The sequence below is a fragment of the Aurantimonas sp. A2-1-M11 genome, from assembly GCF_036549475.1.
Lineage (GTDB): Bacteria > Pseudomonadota > Alphaproteobacteria > Rhizobiales > Rhizobiaceae > Aurantimonas.
In genome coordinates this window covers 1-660 of the sequence record NZ_JAZHLI010000223.1, presented here as the reverse complement: position 1 = coordinate 660, position 660 = coordinate 1, and the positions used below count along the sequence as shown (strand labels likewise).

The 660-nt window shown below is 68.9% G+C and carries 1 pseudogene; it reads right to left on the bottom strand.

The features are described from left to right. Window positions 1-660 (bottom strand): annotated as a pseudogene (locus VQ042_RS25795) (tyrosine-type recombinase/integrase); the annotation flags it as partial.

Here is a 660-nt window from a genome sequence, read left to right as displayed (position 1 = left end):
AGCGGGCTGACGACGGCCCGCACCGTGCGCACGGCGACCTTGGCGTAGAGCGCCGTGGTGTCGAGCTTGGCGTGGCCGAGCAGCACCTGGATCACGCGGATGTCGACGCCGTCATCGAGGAGGTGCGTGGCAAAGGAATGGCGCAGCGTGTGCGGCCCGACGCGCTTGGGGATATCGGCCGCCCGCGCCGCCTCGACCACGACACGATGGATCTGGCGGGTCGAGATCGGCCGATCCCAGCTCTGGCCGGGAAACAGCCAGCCCTCACGGTGAAGGATGCCCTGCCGGTGCCCCTCGACCCACCACTCGCGTAGCAAGGCCAGGAGATCGGCCGAGAGCATGGCGTTGCGATCGCGCCCGCCCTTGCCACGCTCGACGCGCAGCAGCATCCGGGTGGAGTCGACGTCGCCGACCTTCAGGCTCGCCACCTCGGAGGCGCGCAAGCCCGCGCCGTAAGCGACCGAGAGCGCCGCCAGATGCTTCAGGCAGACGGTGGCGCCGAGCAGACGGCGCACCTCGTCGGGGCTGAGAACATTGGGTAGGCTGCGGGATAGCGCAGGCGCACCAGCTTGCGGGCGAGATCGGGACGGTCGATCGTCTGGATAAAGAAGAAGCGCAGCGCCGAAACGATGGCGTTCATCGTCGGCACACCGAGACCAG